Here is a 15,563-nt window from a genome sequence, read left to right on the forward strand (position 1 = left end):
ATAAGATATAAAGAGGTCTAAAATGGCGATCGGTTTAGTCGGTAAAAAATGCGGCATGACCCGTGTCTTCACTGAAGCAGGTGCATCTATCCCTGTAACAGTGGTTGAGATCAGTGCTAACCGCATTACTCAAGTAAAAAATACTGATGTAGATGGCTATCAAGCCATCCAAGTTACCACAGGTACCCGTCGTGACAGCCGCGTAACAGCAGCTCAAAAAGGTCACTTCGCTAAAGCTGGCGTTGCCGCTGGTCGTGGTGTTTGGGAATTTCGTGCCAATGACAGCGATCTTGAAGGTCGTGAGATTGGTGGTGAGATCCTAGCTGACTTGTTCGAACAAGGTCAGATGGTTGATGTCACAGGTAACAGTAAAGGTAAAGGCTTTCAAGGCGGCGTGAAGCGTCACAACTTCAGCATGCAAGATGCCACTCATGGTAACTCAGTCTCTCACCGTGCGCTTGGTTCAACTGGTCAAAACCAGTCACCAGGTAAAGTCTTCAAAGGCAAAAAAATGCCAGGTCAGATGGGTAACAAACGCGTTACCGTTCAAGGCCTAGAAGTGATATCGGTTGATGTTGAAAATGGGTTACTTGTCATCAAGGGTGCTATCCCAGGTGCCACCGGTGGCGATGTCATCGTACGTCCGTCAGTCAAAGCCTAAGCAAGGGGATTAACGTGGATTTAAAAACAGTTACAGGGGCGGCAGTTGAGCTTTCTGATACGGCTTTCGGTCGTGAATTCAACGAAGCATTAGTGCATCAAGTCGTCACCGCATATCTTGCTGGTGCTCGCCAAGGTACACGCGCTCAAAAGACCCGTGCCGAAGTTTCTGGTGGTGGCATTAAGCCATGGCGCCAAAAAGGTACTGGTCGCGCTCGTGCAGGTTCTATTCGTAGCCCAATCTGGCGTGGGGGCGGTCGTGCATTCGCGGCTAAGCCACAAGATTGGTCACAGAAAGTTAACCGTAAAATGTATCGCGGTGCGATGCAGTGCATCCTAGCCGAATTGATTCGTCAAGATCGTCTAATTTTGGTTGAAGAGCTAAGTGTTTCTGGCCCTAAGACTAAAGAGCTGATTGCAAAGTTAAATGACTTAGGCGCACCTCGTGCACTAATCGTCACCAAAGAAGTTGACGAAAACTTATACTTAGCGGCTCGCAACATTCCACACGTCAATGTACTTGGTACAAACGAAGTGGACCCAGTGAGCTTGATTGCTTTTGATAAAGTAATCATGTCAGTTGAAGCTGCGAAACAATTTGAGGAAGCACTAGCATGAATAACGCAAGACTTTATCAGATCCTAAGAGGACCTGTATTCTCAGAGAAATCTCAAATGCTTGGCGATTCACTTGGTGTGCAGGTATTTAAAATTGACTCTAACGCTACTAAGCTTGAAGTCAAAAAAGCAGTTGAGATGATGTTCGAAGGTGTTGAAGTTTTAAAAGTAAACACATTGAATGTTAAAGGTAAGACAAAGCGTTTTGGTAAGAACATCGGCCGTCGTAATGACTATAAAAAAGCCTACGTTACCTTAAAAGCTGGTCAAGATGTACAAATGGCTGATGCTGGTGAAGACGTCGCAAAAACGACTGCTTCTACTAGTGAAACAGCGAACAACGAATAAGGATTACACTCATGCCTATCGTAAAAGCAAAGCCAACATCACCAGGCCGTCGTTTTGTTGAAAAAGTGGTGCATCCACACCTTTACAAAGGTCGTCCTTTTGCAGCGCTTCTCGAATCAAAAAGTAAAACTGGTGGTCGTAACAATAATGGTCGCATCACGACTCGTCACATCGGTGGTGGTCATAAGCAGCATTATCGTATTATCGATTTTAAACGTACTAAAGACAATATCCCAGCAACGGTAGAGCGTATTGAATACGATCCTAACCGTACTGCGCACATTGCTTTACTTAAGTACGCTGACGGCGAACGTCGCTATATCATTGCTGCTAAAAAGCAAGCAGTGGGCGATACCGTTATGTCAGGCGAAAACTCTCCAATCCGTCCAGGTAACTGTTTACCGCTGAAAAACATCCCATTGGGTACTGTGATTCACAATATCGAACTTAAAATCGGTAAAGGTGCACAGATTGCTCGTTCTGCGGGTGCCAGCGTTCAATTACTAGGTCGTGACGGTATTTATGCTATTCTACGTCTACGTTCTGGCGAAACTCGCCGTGTACACGTGAATTGCCGTGCTGTTATTGGCGAAGTTTCTAACACTGAAAACAACTTGAAATCACTTGGTAAAGCCGGTGCTTCACGTTGGCGTGGTGTTCGTCCTTCTGTTCGCGGTGTTGCTATGAACCCGGTTGATCACCCACATGGTGGTGGTGAAGGTCGTAACAAAGGTCGCCATCCAACCAGCCCTTGGGGTCAGAAGTCTAAAGGACTTAAAACGCGTCATAATAAGCGTACTGACAGTATGATCATCCGCCGCCGCGCCAAGAAGAAATAAAGGAAGAATTTCATGCCTCGTTCATTGAAAAAAGGTCCATTCATAGACGCGCACTTGTTTGCTAAAGTTGAGAATGCATTAGACACCAACTCACGCAAACCAATTAAGACTTGGTCGCGCCGCTCGATGATTTTGCCACAAATGGTTGGCCTAACTTTATCTGTTCACAACGGCCGTACTCATGTACCGGTTATTGTGAGCGAACAGATGGTTGGTCATAAACTAGGTGAATTTGCCCCGACTCGTACGTATCGTGGTCATGGCATTGACAGAAAAGCTAAGAAATAAGGTGCTTACCATGGAAGTAACTGCAAAATTACGCGGTGCCGCCATTTCGGCACAAAAAGTTAGACTCGTTGCTGATGAAGTTCGCGGCAAATCTATCGAGCGTGCTTTGGATATCCTAACGTATAGTAATAAAAAAGGCGCTGTGTTCGTTAAGAAATGTCTTGACTCAGCCATCGCCAATGCCGAACATAACAACGGTTTAGATATTGATACGCTTAAAGTATCAACTATCTACGTTGATGAAGGCATTACGCTAAAACGTATCCTACCACGTGCTAAAGGTCGCGCTGATCGTATCAGTAAGCGTACTTGTCACATCACTATAAAGGTAGGAGAATAAGTTATGGGACAAAAAGTACATCCAATCGGAATTCGTCTTGGTGTTGTCAAAAAGCATAACGCAAACTGGTATGCTAACCCTAAACAATACTCAGAATACCTGATCAACGACATCCAAGTACGCGAGTATCTACGCAAAAAACTAGATAATGCTATGATTAGCAATATCATGATTGAGCGTCCTACTGGTGCTGCTAAGATTACCATCGCCACTGCGCGTCCTGGTATTGTTATCGGTAAGAAAGGCGAAGATATTGAAAGACTTCAAAAAGAATTGACCAAAATTATGGGCGTACCTGCTCAGGTCAACATTGAAGAAATCACCTCGCCTGATCTTGATGCTCATTTAGTAGCACAAGGTATCGCAAGTCAGCTTGAGCGTCGTGTTATGTTCCGCCGTGCAATGAAGCGCGCGGTACAGAACAGCATGCGCTCTGGTGCTAAAGGTATTAAAGTTGAGTTGTCTGGCCGTCTTGGCGGTGCTGAGATTGCTCGTACTGAATGGTACCGTGAAGGTCGTGTGCCACTGCATACACTACGCGCCGATATTGACTATTCGTCAGTACGTGCGGAAACCACTTATGGCACTATCGGTGTAAAAGTTTGGATCTTCCGTGGCGAAATCCTTGACGGTATGAACAGCGTTTATAACCCCGTTAAAGAAGAGCAGACTCGTGCGCCAAAACGCCGTGGTCGTGGAAACGGAAACCGTCGAAACACAGACAGAGGTTAAACTATGTTACAGCCAAAACGTACCAAGTTTCGTAAAATGCATAAAGGTCGTAACACTGGGCTAGCTCATCGTGGAAGCACCGTTGCATTCGGACAAATTGGTCTAAAATCTTTGACTCGTGGTCGTATGACTGCCCGTCAAATTGAAGCAGCACGTCGTACCATCACTCGTAAAATTAAGCGTGGCGGTAAAATCTGGATTCGTGTATTCCCAGACAAACCAATTACCAACAAGCCATTAGAAGTACGTATGGGTAAAGGTAAAGGTCCTGTAGAATATTGGGTATGCGAAGTCAAACCTGGTAAAATACTATATGAACTTGAAGGGGTATCAGAAGAGCTTGCTCGCGAAGCCTTAACGCTTGCAGCAGCAAAACTGCCCTTTAAAACTACCATTGTTAAGCGGACGATAATGTAATGAAGATCAGTGAATTACGTGATAAATCATTAGAAGAACTGACTCAGTTACTTGATGAAAAGCAACTTGATGCTTTCCGTATTCGTATGGCTAAAGCAACCGGTCAGTTGGGGAATACCCATGAAGTACGTGTCAATCGTCGTGCGATTGCTCAGCTTCAGACTTTGATTAACGAGAAACAACGAGGCGACTCATGAGCGATAACAATCAAGCAACGACCAATGCTAGTGTTCTGACAGGACGAGTTGTCAGTGACAAGATGGACAAGTCCATCACGGTTTTGATTGAGCGTCTGGTTCGTCATCCTTTATATGGCAAACAGCTTCGTCGTTCTACCAAAATTAAAGCACATGATGAAGACAACGTTTGCCAACAAGGCGACCTTGTCCGTATCAAAGAAACGCGTCCAATCTCAAAAACCAAGTCTTGGACTTTGGTTGAAGTGGTTGAAAAAGTAGAAAAAATCTAAGTAAATTGCATTAAAAGCCAGAAGCTGTTAAAATGTCCGCCTTTTTAAGGATGCTGATTGCGCCGAGCGTATATCACTCACATTAAGAGTAAGCTGCGGTTATTTACATTAAATGCCGTCTACTCATACTGTGCTAGCGGCAGCAACTGGTTTTTATTGCTCATACGTGCGGAGTTAACGCTATGATTCAGGTTGAGTCAATGCTGGAAGTTGCAGACAATAGCGGTGCAAGACGAGTTCAGTGCATTAAAGTACTGGGTGGCTCTCATCGTCGTTATGCATCGGTCGGCGATATCATTAAAGTAACGGTTAAAGAAGCCATTCCTCGCGGTCGTGTTAAAAAAGGCGACGTGATGAATGCGGTAGTTGTACGTACCAAAAAAGGCGTTCGTCGCCCTGATGGTTCGGTATTACGTTTTGATGACAATGCTGCGGTATTGTTGAACCAAAACAAAGCACCGATTGCAACTCGTATTTTTGGACCGGTAACTCGTGAACTACGTGGTGATCAGTTTATGAAAATTGTATCACTAGCACCAGAAGTATTGTGAGGTAATCCATGTCAAAATTACGTAAAGGCGATACAGTTATCGTGATTGCCGGTAAAGATAAAGGCAAACAAGGTACTGTACAAGCTGTAAAAAATGATCGTATTAAAGTTGAAGGCATTAACATTGTCACTAAACATCAGAAGCCAAATCAGGCAACTGGCGTTGAAGGCGGCATTCTTAAGCAAGAAGCTTTTCTACACATCTCAAATGTCGCAATTTTAAATGCGCAAACCCAAAAAGCAGACCGTATTACTTATCAGTTCGGCGAAGACGGCAATAAACAACGCGTCTATCGTTCGAACGGTGAAGTAGTGGCGACTGCGTAAGACACTAAGGGTGTAATGGTAATGGCAAGATTAAAAGCTTTATATAACGAAGAACTCAAGCAAAAGATTAAAGAAGAGCTTGGTTTAGATAACGTGATGCAAGTGCCTAAAATCACTAAAATCACACTTAATATGGGTGTAGGCGGCGCGTCTCAAGACAAGAAATTGCTTGAAGGTGCAGTAGCTGACATGACCGCTATCGCTGGTCAAAAACCTGTAGTCACCAAAGCGCGTAAATCAATTGCTGGCTTTAAGATTCGTGAAGAATGGCCAATTGGTTGCAAAGTAACGCTACGCGGTGAGCAAATGTACGAATTTTTAGATCGTCTCATTGCCGTTGCAATTCCTCGTGTTCGTGACTTCCGTGGTTTTTCATCTAAAGCCTTTGACGGTCGTGGTAACTACTCATTGGGTATCAAAGAACAAATCGTATTCCCAGAAGTAGACTTCGACAAGATTGATCGTATCCGAGGTATGGATGTGACCATCACTACGTCAGCTGCTACTGATGATGAAGGTCGTGCGTTGCTTAAAGCATTCGGCTTCCCATTTAAATAAGGTAAAGACGTTATGGCAAAGAAGAGCATGATTAACCGCGAATTAAAGCGCGAGAAAATGGTAGCTAAATATGCTGACAAGCGTATCAAGCTAAAAGAAACTATCAGTGATATGACTGCAAGTGACGAAACTCGTATGGAAGCGATGTTAGAGCTACAAGCTTTACCACGTAACGCATCACCAGTACGTCTGCGCAATCGTTGTGCTATCACAGGTCGTCCTCACGGTTACTTCCGCAAGTTTGGCTTATCACGCAATATGTTGCGTGAGCGTGTCATGCAAGGCGATGTGCCTGGTGTTCGTAAAGCAAGCTGGTAAGGAGTAACTATATGAGTATGCAAGATACCGTTGGGGATATGCTAACCCGTATCCGTAACGCACAAATGGCTAACAAAGTATCGGTAGCAATGCCGAGCTCTAAACTACGTAAATCTATCGCTGACTTATTGGTTAACGAAGGTTATGTAGCTAATGCTGTTGTTACTGAAGAAGACAACAACAAAGCAACTTTATCTATCGAATTAAAATACTTCGAAGGTAAAGCTGTTATTGAAACGATTCAACGTTTCAGCCGTCCTGGTTTACGCCAGCATCGCGGTAAAGACGCTATCCCTACTGTTAAACAAGGTATGGGTGTTGCTATCGTATCAACCAGCCAAGGTATCATGAGCGATCGTGCTGCACGCGCTGCTGGTATTGGTGGTGAAATCGTTGCATTTGTAGCGTAAGCTACACGACGATAAAGTCTATTTGATGCTTGTTAGACTGCTATCAATTGAGTAATGATAAATTATTTCAAATTGATAGGTGTCTAACGCCATCAATTATGCTAAACTAACACGCTTTTTAGCCTGTTAGTTTTTTCGCTAATAGAAGTAAGTTAATTTTTTAAGGAATATTCCTATGTCTCGTGTGGCTAAAGCCCCAGTAGCACTGCCTAGCGGCGTAAGTGTTACTTTGAACGATCGGCAGGTCGAAGTTAAAGGCAAGAACGGCAATTTGTCTTTACGCCTGCATGAATTGGTCGAGCTGAAACAGGAAGATGATGCAATCATTTTCTCACCTACAGTCGATTCAAAAGAAGCCATGATGCACACTGGCACCATGCGCGCTCTGCTTAACAACTATGTTACAGGCGTGAATGAAGGCTTTGAAAGACGTCTTCAACTAATTGGTGTTGGTTATCGTGCTCAAGCTACTGGTAATAAAGTAACGCTAAACGTTGGTTACTCACATCCAGTAGAATATACGCTACCTGAAGGTGTGTCGGCTGAAACCCCAACGCAAACTGAAATTGTTTTGAAATCAAACAATAAACAGCAGCTTGGTCAAGCAGCGGCTAATATCCGCGCTTTCCGTCCACCAGAGCCTTATAAAGGTAAAGGTATTCGTTATAGTGACGAGCATGTGATTCGCAAAGAAGCCAAGAAAAAATAAGGTGAGTTGAAATGTTTGATAAAAAAGCAGCTCGTCTACGTCGAGCAAAGAAAACCCGCGCACATATCCGTTTCTTAGGCGTTCATCGTCTAACGGTTAACCGTACGCCAAGACATATTTATGCCCAGATTATCTCTCCGAACGGTGGTGAAGTGATTGCTCAGGCATCTACCTTAGACAGCAGCTTGCGTTCAGGCGCGACTGGTAACGCTGATGCAGCGACGTCTGTAGGCCAATTAATCGCAGAACGCGCAAAAGCAGCTGGTATTACTAAAGTTGCCTTTGACCGTAGTGGTTTTAAATATCATGGTCGAGTAAAAGCTTTAGCTGAAGCGGCTCGCGAAAACGGATTGGAGTTTTAATCATGGCTAGAAATGATAAAAATGATAAAAATGAACAGACTGACGGTCTAGTAGAACGCTTAGTTACCGTTGATCGCGTTGCAAAAGTTGTTAAAGGTGGTCGTATTTTTTCTTTCACTGCTTTAACAGTAGTGGGCGATGGCAATGGCCGTGTTGGTTTTGGTCGTGGTAAAGCACGTGAAGTGCCAGCTGCTATCCAAAAAGCGCTAGAAGCTGCTAAACGCAATATGATTACTGTTGAACTTAATGGTGCAACTTTATTCCATCCGATCAAAGCACGTCATGGTGCTAGTAAAGTCTATATGCAGCCTGCATCTGAAGGTACTGGCGTAATCGCTGGTGGCGCAATGCGTGCAGTATTAGAAGTTGCGGGTGTTAAAGATGTTTTAACAAAATCTCATGGTTCTACCAACACTGCGAACGTTGTACGTGCAACGTTCAACGGTTTACGTGATATGTCAACTCCAGAAAAGATGGCAGCGAAACGTGGTAAATCTGTAGACGAAATCTTGGGTTAACTTAGACTAGGTGAGTTACGATGAAAAAAATGAAAGTCACTCAATTTAAATCGGGTGCCCATCGCCTCAAGAGCCACAAAGCGAGCTTGAAAGGATTGGGTTTACGCCGTATTAATCATACTGTTGAAGTAGAAGATACTCCTTCAAACCGTGGTATGGTCAATCGCGTTAACTACATGGTAAAAGTGGAGGAAGCGTAATGGGACTTAGATTAAATGAATTATCACCAGGTGTTGGCGCAAAGAAAACTGCCCAACGTCGTGGTCGCGGTATCGGTTCAGGCCTTGGCAAAACCGGTGGTCGTGGTGTAAAAGGTCAGAAATCTCGTTCAGGTTCTAGCATTCGCTCAGGATTTGAAGGTGGTCAAATGCCTTTATATCGCCGTCTACCAAAATTTGGTTTTACCAGTAAAATGGCGATGACTACTGCTGAAGTTCGTCTGTCTGAACTGAACCAAATCGAAGGCGATGTGGTTAGCATTGAAACATTAAAAGCTGCTAACCTTATCCGTCACGACATGAAGCGCGCTCGTATTATGTTGTCAGGCGAAGTCACTAAAGCTTATACTTTCAAAGGTATCAAAGTGACTAAAGGCGCCAAGCTAGCAATCGAAGCTGCTGGTGGTAGCATCGAGGAGTAGTAACGTGTCAAAGCAATCAATGTCATCGTCTGGTATACCGCTCAATCCATTTGCCTTTATACGTAAGTATGATGAGCTTTGGTCGCGTTTATTATTCTTAATCGGCGCATTGATTGTTTATCGTTTTGGGTCGCATATTCCAGTACCGGGTATCAACCCGGTTAACTTGGCTGATCTGTTTTCGCGCAACGAAAATACCATTTTGAGCATGTTTAACATGTTTTCAGGTGGTGCACTAGAACGTATGTCCATTATGGCACTTGGTATCATGCCATATATCTCAGCATCGATTATTGTACAGATGATGTCTGCGGTATTGCCATCGCTAGAAGCCCTCAAAAAAGAGGGTGAGGCGGGACGACGTAAGCTAAACAAGTATACCCGTCAAGGTACGCTTGCGTTAGCCCTAGTACAGTCATTAGGGATGTGTGCTGGTTTAATCAGTCAAAACCTTACCTTATCTTCTGGTCTGACCTTTTATATTCCAGCGGTTACTTCATTGGTAGCTGGCGCTATGTTCTTAATGTGGCTTGGTGAGCAGATTACAGAGCGCGGCGTAGGTAATGGTATCTCAATGCTCATTTTTGCGAGTATTGTGGCTGGTACGCCAGGTATGATTTCGCAGTCTATCGAACAGGTCAATCAAGGGCAGATGAACTTGATTGTACTCTTTATCTTTGTATTGCTAGGCATTGCAGTGACTGCAGGTATCGTTTATATTGAACGTGCTCAGCGCCGTGTGCCAGTGAACTATGCACAGAAACAACAGCAAGGTCGCAAGATATATGCTCAGCAGCAGTCACATTTGCCGTTGAAGCTGAACATGGCAGGGGTTATCCCAGCCATTTTTGCCAGCTCGTTATTGTTGTTTCCAGCAAGTTTAGGGCAGTGGGTTGGTCAATCGGCTGATCCTACCTTTACGCAAAAGATATTGCAAAATATGGCATTGGTGTTGTCCCCAGGGCAGCCTCTATATTTGGTTCTGTTTGGCGCAATGATTATTTTCTTCTGTTATTTCTATACGGCACTGGTATTTAGTCCGCGTGAAGTTGCAGAAAACCTTAAACGTAGTGGTGCGTATATCCCAGGTATTCGCCCCGGACAACAAACTCAGCGTTACCTCGATCATGTATTAAACCGACTGACCTTTATTGGCGCGATGTATATGACGGTTATTTGTTTAATGCCAATGGTCGTCCAGTCATCGTTTGGTGTACCGTTTCAACTTGGTGGTACGTCGCTACTGATTATGGTGGTTGTGGTAATGGACTTCATCTCGCAAATCCAAGCGCATTTGATGACCCATCAATATCATGATCAGACGTTAATTCAATCGCCCACTCAACCTTAAATGAGCGGTACGATATTTCAAAGGAGTATGCTATGAAAGTTCAAGCATCAGTTAAGAAGATTTGTGGTAGCTGTAAAGTTGTGCGCCGTAAAGGCCGTGTACATATTATTTGTACCGCAGAACCTCGCCACAAGCAACGTCAAGGTTAATATTTTTAATAGAACAATGCGCTAAGCTTGTACTATTTACTAAATTAATACTTGAAAAATGACGGCGGATGGGATATCATCCGCCACTTGCCGTAGTTTATGCAAAACCTTTTATAACATGTTCAATGAATAGGTTGGTTTACCAACTCGAAGCAGTGATTATAATTATAAAAGCTTTAGTATTGACAGCAACAAATCTGAAAAGTAATGCCTTATCGATAGATAAAGCTTGTTTTTCTTTAATGGAGAGAAATCAATGGCTCGTATTGCCGGCGTAAACATTCCGGATAATAAGCATGCTGTTATTTCACTAACTTACATCTTTGGTGTAGGTCGTACCACTGCTCAGAAAATCTTAGAAGCAGTTGGCATTGCCCCTACTACTAAAGTCAGTCAGTTAGATGATACACAGTTAGATGCTATCCGTGCACAAGTTGCAGAATACATGACTGAAGGTGATCTTCGTCGTGAAGTGTCAATGAACATCAAGCGCTTGGTTGATCTTGGTTGTTACCGTGGCATCCGCCATCGTCGTAACTTACCAGTTCGCGGTCAGAATACCAAGAACAACGCTCGTACTCGTAAGGGTCCGACACGCCCTCTCAAAAGATAATTAACTTAGGAAGCTAAAAGATGGCAAAAGACACTCGCAGTCGCAAAAAGGTGGCTCGTCGTTCAGTATCGGAGGGCATTGCCCATATCCATGCGTCTTTTAATAACACCATTGTTACGATTACCGATCGTCAGGGTAATGCATTGGCTTGGGCCACTTCAGGTGGACAAGGCTTCCGTGGTTCACGTAAATCTACACCATTTGCAGCTCAGGTTGCAGCTGAAGTCGCTGGTAAAGCGGCTCAAGAATACGGTGTTAAGAATATCGACGTTTTGGTCAAAGGACCAGGACCGGGTCGTGAGTCTGCGGTAAGAGCACTAGGTGCATTGGGTTATAAAGTCAACAGCATCTCTGATGTAACCCCAATCCCACACAATGGTTGCCGTGCGCCGAAAAAGCGCCGCGTCTAATATTAAAGACGAAGCTTTTTATCATAAGAGCTTATAGGAGACATAACAATGGCCCGTTATATTGGACCAAAACTCAAATTATCACGTCGTGAAGGTACAGACTTAGGCCTTAAGTCTGGTGTTAAACCATACGACGTAAAAACGAAAAAATCGGCTCGTCCACCTGGTCAACATGGTGTTAGCCGTAATAAAAGTTCAGAATACTCTCTACAGTTACGTGAAAAACAAAAAGTTAAGCGTATCTATGGTGTATTAGAGCGTCAGTTTGCAAACTACTACAAAGAAGCTGCTCGTAAGCGTGGCGCTACTGGTGAAAACTTGTTAGCAATGCTTGAGAGTCGTCTTGATAACGTAGTATACCGCATGGGCTTCGGCTCAACTCGCGCTGAAGCACGTCAGCTAGTTAGCCATCGCACTGTGATGGTAAAAAAAGCTGGCCGTGATGAGTTTGTTCGTGTGAACATTCCATCAATTCAGTTGCAAGATGGTGATGTCATCGCTATCCAAGAGAAGTCTCGCGAACAACTACGTATTAAAAACGCTATCGAATTAGCGACACAACGTGGTATTCCAGAATGGCTAGACGTTGACCACAGCAAACTACAGGGCACGTTTAAAAAAGCGCCTGATCGTATTGATCTACCTGCTGAAATCAACGAAAGCTTGATCGTTGAGCTATACTCTAAGTAAGTAACGTGATGCTCGATGTTATGAAAATAGCATTGAGCAATTGACGTTAATTAAACCAGTTTAATAAATCGAGGTGACATCATGATGCTAAGTGCAACTGAGTTTCTAACGCCGAACGCCATTAACGTGGATACGGTTAATGAAACGATTGCGAAAGTCACGCTCGAACCGTTAGAACGCGGCTTTGGGCATACCTTAGGTAATGCCTTACGTCGCATCTTGTTATCTTCATTACCTGGTGCTGCAGTCATTGAAGCTGAGATTGATGGTGTTGACCATGAATACTCAACGCTTGAAGGGCTACAAGAAGACGTGCTTGATTTGCTTTTGAACTTAAAAGGCTTGGCAATCACCCTTCATGACCAAAATGAAGTATTTTTGACCTTGGATAAACAAGGTCCAGGCACTATTACTGCTGCAGACATCACCTTGCCGCATAATGTTGATATTATCAATCCAGAATTGGTATTAGGTACATTAAGCGATCGTGGTCATCTTAAGATGCGTTTGCGTGTAGTAATGGGTCGTGGATATGAGCCAGCAAACCAACGCCGTGAAGACGGTGACACTAAAGCGATTGGACGCTTAAAGCTTGATGCAAGTTTTAGTCCAGTACTGCGTGTTGCTTATCAGGTTGAGAACGCACGTGTAGAACAACGTACCGATCTTGATCGTCTTATCATTGAGCTTGAAACTAATGGCACTATAGATCCAGAAGAAGCAATTCGTAAAGCAGCCACTATATTACAACAACAGATTTCTATCTTTGTTGACCTAGAAGCTGAAGAAGCGCCTGAGCCTGTGAAAGAAAAAGAAGAGGTTGATCCGGTGCTATTACGCCCTGTGGACGATCTTGAACTAACGGTTCGCTCAGCCAACTGCTTAAAAGCTGAAAACATTTACTATATCGGTGATTTGGTACAGCGTTCAGAGACTGAACTACTAAAAACCCCAAATCTTGGTAAGAAATCATTGACGGAAATCAAAGACGTATTAGCGTCTAAAGATTTAGAGCTCGGTATGCGCCTAGATAACTGGCCGCCAGCTGACCTTCGTGTTGATGATCGCTTTTCTTATCGTAGCCGTTAAACTTTAAGGATTTTTGACTATGCGCCATCGTAAGAGTGGAGTCAAGCTGGGTCGTACCGGCAGTCATCGTAAGGCAATGTTTCAGAACATGACCAACTCATTATTTGAGCATGAACTGATCAAAACAACTTTACCAAAAGCAAAAGAGTTACGCCGTGTTGCTGAGCCATTAATCACTATGGCTAAAGAAGACAGCGTTGCTAACCGTCGTTTGGCGTTCAGCCGTATGCGTAGCAAAGCTATGGTAGGCAAACTATTTGGTACTCTTGGTCCTCGTTACCAAGCTCGTCCAGGTGGCTATTTGCGTATCGTAAAATGTGGTCACCGTGATGGTGACAATGCGCCAATGGCTTATGTAGAACTGGTTGATCGTGACTAATTTTACATGCTAATTGTAAGATAAAGAAAGCTCCAATAAATTGGAGCTTTTTTTTATGCATTTTTTATCTATGTTTTTTTGTTTATAATAGCGAACTAACGTCAGCCGCACCTTGTCTGATAATCTCAGGCTGACCACTGGTCATATCTACAATGGTCGTCAGTTTCGTGGTTTTAATACCCGCATTAATGAGCCCATCGATTTGATTGCCTAATAACTCTTCAATCTCAAATGGATCATCCAAGATATCATCGCGATTTGGTAATATTAATGAACTGGTTAGGATAGGTTCGTCCATAGCTTCTAACAACGCCTGAGCGATAGGATTACTCGGCACCCGTATGCCAATGGTTTTTTTCTTGGCATGAGCCAGTTTCTTTGGCACATCTTTGGTGGCATTGAGGATAAAAGTAATAGGCGCAGGTGTATGCGCTTTGAGCTGTTTAAACTGGATGTTATCTACGGCGGCATAATTGGCAATTTCGCTTAAGTCACGGCATAGCAAGGTAAACTGGTGCTTGTCATCAAGCGCGCGAATTTGTTTGAGTTTTTCCAATGCATCTTTTGCACCTAATCGACAACCAAAGGCGTAACTTGTGTCAGTAGGGTAGATAATCAGTTGATCTTTACGTAATAGGTCAGCTGCTTGCTCAATAAGTCGTGGCTGTGGATTCTCTGGATGAATGTAAAATACTTGCATAATCATTCCTTATTTTATAATTATAAATTATTTGATATGGTGTTTTTAATATAAAAGATTTAATGAATCATGATTGAATCGAATAGTTTTAATATCAGACTCTATTCTTACTGGTTATCCTAGCGATTTATTAGTTATGGCAAAAAAAGCCCAATTACCTACCAAGTATAACGCAAAGCAGATATAAGTTTATTGGCAAGGCGTTACTATGAGTAGGGAAACGTTAACGTTATAAAATGGATTACTCGTGATAAGTAGCAAGTATGATGTGAGCAATATTATGCCGCTAAACAGCAGTACAGATAGTCAACAATGCCTGCAATAACGTTTTGGCATCACGCGGTAGTGTATGAGGCTTGGTAATGTACGCTTTGGCTTGTTGATACACATCATGCGCAAAGGTGCTAGTACTGGTATCAAAGTCTGCAAAGAGGTTGTCCTGTGATACTTGAAAATCACGACCGCAAGCCAAGCTAAACAAACACTCTAGTGCCTGTGGTTTAATCTCTACACGCTCAAATGCTTGCTGCTGAGCTGCTGTGCGTCCATCAGGTGCATACCAGTAACCAAAGTCAGAGAGCTGTCTACGCTGTTTACCTGCAATAAAAAAATGGCTCAATTCATGCAATGCACTTTGAAAAAAACCATTGGCGAATTCAATACGTGCTGGCTGATTGTCTTTAGCAGGGAAGTACTCTGGTTCGCCGGCGCCACGTACTAAAATAACTTCTTGATCCGCAAACAAGGTATTGAATAATGCTATGAGCCAATCGGTCGCTGCTTTTTCATTTTCATTAAAAGGGTTTATATCTTCAGCATGGATAATTTTCTGCCATTGTTCTGACAGTGTTTTTAACTGGAGCTTTATTTTATTATCGAAATTAGCATTGTTTTTTTTATTGTCCAATTCATTGAGACGTTTTAGTAAGCGTTTAGCATCAGGCGTAGAAAGTAAGTAGGAAAAATCGGGGTTAACAGCAGGCGATATCATATTGAATAGCAACCAAGTAAAAGCAACCAAGTAAAAGCAACCAAGTAAAAAAGTCAGAGCGCGTTATTTACAGACGTGAGCAATCTAAA

At 43.3% G+C, this 15,563-nt stretch carries 28 protein-coding genes and 1 pseudogene; 27 read left to right on the forward strand and 2 right to left on the reverse strand.

What is annotated here, in order from left to right:
- Positions 1–22: 22 nt before the first annotated feature.
- From rplC to rplQ, 27 genes and pseudogenes are all read left to right on the forward strand, one after another.
- Positions 23–661, forward strand: a complete 639-nt coding sequence (gene rplC / locus JMW39_RS10075) for a 50S ribosomal protein L3 (protein WP_201546354.1) — start codon at positions 23–25, stop codon at positions 659–661.
- Between the two features lie 14 nt (positions 662–675).
- Positions 676–1,278, forward strand: a complete 603-nt coding sequence (rplD, locus tag JMW39_RS10080) for a 50S ribosomal protein L4 (protein ID WP_201546355.1) — start codon at positions 676–678, stop codon at positions 1,276–1,278.
- Positions 1,275–1,625 carry a 50S ribosomal protein L23 gene (rplW, locus tag JMW39_RS10085; protein WP_183621135.1) on the forward strand — a complete coding sequence of 117 codons (351 nt, stop codon included), beginning with the start codon at positions 1,275–1,277 and terminating at the stop codon, positions 1,623–1,625. The genes rplD and rplW overlap by 4 nt, the downstream gene beginning before the upstream one ends.
- A gap of 11 nt (positions 1,626–1,636) precedes the next feature.
- Positions 1,637–2,464 (forward strand): 50S ribosomal protein L2, encoded by an 828-nt coding sequence (rplB, locus tag JMW39_RS10090; protein ID WP_201546356.1) that lies wholly within the window; start codon positions 1,637–1,639, stop codon positions 2,462–2,464.
- 12 nt (positions 2,465–2,476) lie between these two features.
- Entirely contained in the window at positions 2,477–2,752 is a 276-nt protein-coding gene (rpsS, locus tag JMW39_RS10095; RefSeq protein ID WP_021813372.1) for a 30S ribosomal protein S19, read from the forward strand.
- A 10-nt stretch (positions 2,753–2,762) separates the two neighbouring features.
- Positions 2,763–3,092: a 50S ribosomal protein L22 gene (gene rplV, locus JMW39_RS10100; protein ID WP_068408473.1), complete on the forward strand. Its 330-nt coding sequence runs from the start codon at positions 2,763–2,765 to the stop codon at positions 3,090–3,092.
- A gap of 3 nt (positions 3,093–3,095) precedes the next feature.
- A pseudogene (rpsC, locus tag JMW39_RS10105) lies at positions 3,096–3,888 on the forward strand (30S ribosomal protein S3).
- Entirely contained in the window at positions 3,828–4,241 is a 414-nt protein-coding gene (gene rplP, locus JMW39_RS10110) for a 50S ribosomal protein L16 (RefSeq protein ID WP_201546358.1), read from the forward strand. The pseudogene rpsC and the gene rplP overlap by 61 nt, the downstream one beginning before the upstream one ends.
- Complete coding sequence (gene rpmC / locus JMW39_RS10115; RefSeq protein ID WP_011279794.1) at positions 4,241–4,438, forward strand: 50S ribosomal protein L29; 198 nt, start codon at positions 4,241–4,243, stop codon at positions 4,436–4,438. Before rplP ends, rpmC begins: the two co-directional genes overlap by 1 nt.
- On the forward strand, positions 4,435–4,710 hold the full coding sequence (rpsQ, locus tag JMW39_RS10120) for a 30S ribosomal protein S17 (RefSeq protein ID WP_201546359.1): 276 nt from the start codon (positions 4,435–4,437) through the stop codon (positions 4,708–4,710). The genes rpmC and rpsQ overlap by 4 nt, the downstream gene beginning before the upstream one ends.
- 182 nt (positions 4,711–4,892) lie before the next feature.
- The gene (rplN, locus tag JMW39_RS10125) at positions 4,893–5,261 is read left to right on the forward strand and encodes a 50S ribosomal protein L14 (RefSeq protein ID WP_010196702.1); all 369 of its coding nucleotides are present in this window, start codon (positions 4,893–4,895) and stop codon (positions 5,259–5,261) included.
- Positions 5,262–5,269: 8 nt separating this feature from the next.
- Positions 5,270–5,587 carry a 50S ribosomal protein L24 gene (gene rplX, locus JMW39_RS10130; RefSeq protein WP_010196703.1) on the forward strand — a complete coding sequence of 106 codons (318 nt, stop codon included), beginning with the start codon at positions 5,270–5,272 and terminating at the stop codon, positions 5,585–5,587.
- A gap of 21 nt (positions 5,588–5,608) precedes the next feature.
- Positions 5,609–6,145 (forward strand): 50S ribosomal protein L5, encoded by a 537-nt coding sequence (gene rplE, locus JMW39_RS10135; RefSeq protein WP_201546360.1) that lies wholly within the window; start codon positions 5,609–5,611, stop codon positions 6,143–6,145.
- A gap of 12 nt (positions 6,146–6,157) precedes the next feature.
- Positions 6,158–6,463 (forward strand): 30S ribosomal protein S14, encoded by a 306-nt coding sequence (rpsN, locus tag JMW39_RS10140; protein WP_011279798.1) that lies wholly within the window; start codon positions 6,158–6,160, stop codon positions 6,461–6,463.
- Positions 6,464–6,474: 11 nt separating this feature from the next.
- A complete protein-coding gene (gene rpsH / locus JMW39_RS10145; RefSeq protein WP_201546361.1) occupies positions 6,475–6,873 on the forward strand; it encodes a 30S ribosomal protein S8 in 399 nt (132 codons plus the stop codon).
- Between the two features lie 175 nt (positions 6,874–7,048).
- Positions 7,049–7,582, forward strand: coding sequence for a 50S ribosomal protein L6 (gene rplF, locus JMW39_RS10150; protein ID WP_201546362.1), 534 nt, complete (start codon positions 7,049–7,051; stop codon positions 7,580–7,582).
- An 11-nt stretch (positions 7,583–7,593) separates the two neighbouring features.
- Positions 7,594–7,944: a 50S ribosomal protein L18 gene (rplR, locus tag JMW39_RS10155; RefSeq protein WP_201546363.1), complete on the forward strand. Its 351-nt coding sequence runs from the start codon at positions 7,594–7,596 to the stop codon at positions 7,942–7,944.
- Positions 7,945–7,946: 2 nt separating this feature from the next.
- Complete coding sequence (gene rpsE, locus JMW39_RS10160) at positions 7,947–8,462, forward strand: 30S ribosomal protein S5 (protein ID WP_201546364.1); 516 nt, start codon at positions 7,947–7,949, stop codon at positions 8,460–8,462.
- A gap of 20 nt (positions 8,463–8,482) precedes the next feature.
- Positions 8,483–8,662 (forward strand): 50S ribosomal protein L30, encoded by a 180-nt coding sequence (gene rpmD, locus JMW39_RS10165; protein ID WP_201540379.1) that lies wholly within the window; start codon positions 8,483–8,485, stop codon positions 8,660–8,662.
- The gene (rplO, locus tag JMW39_RS10170; protein ID WP_201546365.1) at positions 8,662–9,102 is read left to right on the forward strand and encodes a 50S ribosomal protein L15; all 441 of its coding nucleotides are present in this window, start codon (positions 8,662–8,664) and stop codon (positions 9,100–9,102) included. Before rpmD ends, rplO begins: the two co-directional genes overlap by 1 nt.
- A gap of 19 nt (positions 9,103–9,121) precedes the next feature.
- A complete protein-coding gene (gene secY, locus JMW39_RS10175; RefSeq protein WP_201546396.1) occupies positions 9,122–10,453 on the forward strand; it encodes a preprotein translocase subunit SecY in 1,332 nt (443 codons plus the stop codon).
- 32 nt (positions 10,454–10,485) lie between these two features.
- Entirely contained in the window at positions 10,486–10,602 is a 117-nt protein-coding gene (gene rpmJ / locus JMW39_RS10180) for a 50S ribosomal protein L36 (RefSeq protein WP_010196721.1), read from the forward strand.
- Positions 10,603–10,858: 256 nt separating this feature from the next.
- Complete coding sequence (gene rpsM / locus JMW39_RS10185; protein WP_149490921.1) at positions 10,859–11,215, forward strand: 30S ribosomal protein S13; 357 nt, start codon at positions 10,859–10,861, stop codon at positions 11,213–11,215.
- 20 nt (positions 11,216–11,235) lie between these two features.
- The gene (gene rpsK, locus JMW39_RS10190) at positions 11,236–11,625 is read left to right on the forward strand and encodes a 30S ribosomal protein S11 (protein ID WP_010196728.1); all 390 of its coding nucleotides are present in this window, start codon (positions 11,236–11,238) and stop codon (positions 11,623–11,625) included.
- A gap of 48 nt (positions 11,626–11,673) precedes the next feature.
- Positions 11,674–12,315: a 30S ribosomal protein S4 gene (gene rpsD / locus JMW39_RS10195; protein ID WP_011279807.1), complete on the forward strand. Its 642-nt coding sequence runs from the start codon at positions 11,674–11,676 to the stop codon at positions 12,313–12,315.
- 81 nt (positions 12,316–12,396) lie between these two features.
- Complete coding sequence (locus JMW39_RS10200; RefSeq protein ID WP_068408445.1) at positions 12,397–13,404, forward strand: DNA-directed RNA polymerase subunit alpha; 1,008 nt, start codon at positions 12,397–12,399, stop codon at positions 13,402–13,404.
- A gap of 19 nt (positions 13,405–13,423) precedes the next feature.
- Positions 13,424–13,783 (forward strand): 50S ribosomal protein L17, encoded by a 360-nt coding sequence (gene rplQ / locus JMW39_RS10205; protein ID WP_025652195.1) that lies wholly within the window; start codon positions 13,424–13,426, stop codon positions 13,781–13,783.
- 82 nt (positions 13,784–13,865) lie between these two features.
- Here rplQ and JMW39_RS10210 read toward each other — a convergent pair whose 3' ends face one another.
- Both JMW39_RS10210 and JMW39_RS10215 read right to left on the reverse strand, forming a co-directional pair.
- Positions 13,866–14,483, reverse strand: coding sequence for an L-threonylcarbamoyladenylate synthase (locus JMW39_RS10210; protein WP_201546366.1), 618 nt, complete (start codon positions 14,481–14,483; stop codon positions 13,866–13,868).
- Between the two features lie 286 nt (positions 14,484–14,769).
- Complete coding sequence (locus JMW39_RS10215; RefSeq protein ID WP_201546367.1) at positions 14,770–15,474, reverse strand: elongation factor P hydroxylase; 705 nt, start codon at positions 15,472–15,474, stop codon at positions 14,770–14,772.
- Between the last annotated feature and the right edge of the window lie 89 nt (positions 15,475–15,563).

It is taken from the genome of Psychrobacter immobilis, from assembly GCF_904846175.1.
Taxonomy (GTDB): domain Bacteria; phylum Pseudomonadota; class Gammaproteobacteria; order Pseudomonadales; family Moraxellaceae; genus Psychrobacter; species Psychrobacter immobilis_E.